This is a genomic window from Streptomyces sp. P17 (assembly GCF_032436805.1).
Classification (GTDB): domain Bacteria; phylum Actinomycetota; class Actinomycetes; order Streptomycetales; family Streptomycetaceae; genus Streptomyces.
Genome location: NZ_JAVRBF010000173.1, coordinates 1 through 1,508 on the forward strand (window position 1 = coordinate 1; position 1,508 = coordinate 1,508).

Sequence of the window (1,508 nt, forward strand, 5' to 3'; positions counted from 1 at the left end):
GTGGTGCGTTCCAGCCAGTAGCGGTGGCGGTCGAAGGCGTAGGTGGGCAGCTCGGGGGTGTCGGCGGTGGCCGGGATCAGGGTCGCCCAGTCGATGTCGGTGCCGGTGGTCCACAGCCGGGCCAGGGCCTCGGTGAGGGCGGTGGTCTCCTCCCGTCCGGTACGGGTCAACGCCACGCACACGCTGGTGTCGGTGGTCTCCTCGGGCAGGCAGTCGGTGACCATCGCGGTCAGCACCCCGCGCGGCCCGATCTCCGCGAAGGTACGCACCCCCGCCTCGGCAAGGGTGCGCACACCGTCGTGGAAGCGGACGGTGCCACGCACCTGACGTACCCAGTAGCCGGGATCGATCAGCTCGGCGGTGGTGGCGAAGCGGCCGGTGACGTTGGAGACCACCGGGATCGTGGGCGCGTGGTAGGTGACAGAGGCGGCGATCTGGCCGAACTCGGCCAGCATCGGCTCCATCCGGTGGGAGTGGAAGGCGTGCGAGACCCGCAGACCGCGCACACGCCGTCCCTGCTCCTCGAAGACGGCGGTGACCGCATCGACGGCGTCCTGGTCGCCGGAGACGACCACCGCAGCCGGCCCGTTCACCGCGGCGATCTCCACCCGGCCGGCCCACTCCCCCTGCCCGAGGAGGGCTTTCACCTCGCCCTCGCCGGCCCGCACGGAGGCCATCGCACCACCCTGGGGCAGTGCCTGCATCAGCCGTCCCCGCGCCGCCACCAGCCGGCAGGCATCCTCCAGCGACCACACCCCGGCCACATGGGCGGCCGCCAGCTCCCCCACCGAATGCCCGGCCAGATAGTCCGCCCGCACCCCGGCCGCCTCCACCGTCCGGAACAAAGCGACCTCGAACGCGAACAGGGCGGCCTGCGTGAACACCGTCCGGTCCAGCTGAGCTGCCGGCTCGTCCCTCTCACCGGCGAACATCACCTCACGCACCGACCCGCCCAGCAGCGGATCCAACTGCCCGCACACCTCATCCAGCACACGCGCGAACACCGGCGAGGCCTCATACAACTCCCGTCCCATCCCCGCCCGCTGAGCCCCCTGACCCGAGAACACAAACGCAGACTTGGAACGCCCGGCCACCGAGCCGACTACAACGCCTTCAGCCAACTCACCTTGTTCGGCGAAGGACTCCAGCGCAGTGAGCAGGCCTTCGCGGTCCTCGGCGAAGGCCACCAGCCGGTGCCTGAGCGCGGCACGCCCCAGCAACGCCCGCCCCACCACCACCGCTTCCGCCTTCTCCTCCCGCGCAAAGTCAGCCAGCGCCCGAGCCTGCGACACCAGCCCACCCGCACTGCCACCGCTGACCACCCACGGCACCACCGCACCCGAAACCACCGGCTCCACCACAGCCGCCCCCACCGCGGCCGGCTCCTCCAGCGGGGCCTCCTCCACGATGACGTGCGCGTTCGTCCCACTCACCCCGAACGACGACACACCCGCCCGCCGCACCCGCTCCCCACGCGGCCACGCCACCGCCTCCGTCAGCAACTCCAC

Annotated in this window: 1 protein-coding gene; it reads right to left on the minus strand. The window is 71.7% G+C overall.

Going from position 1 to position 1,508, the window contains the following annotated elements; translation table 11 throughout:
- The coding region (locus RMT89_RS40130; RefSeq protein WP_315888687.1) for an acyltransferase domain-containing protein at positions 1-1,487 on the minus strand (1,487 nt) is incomplete at its 3' end.
- Positions 1,488-1,508 lie beyond the last annotated feature (21 nt).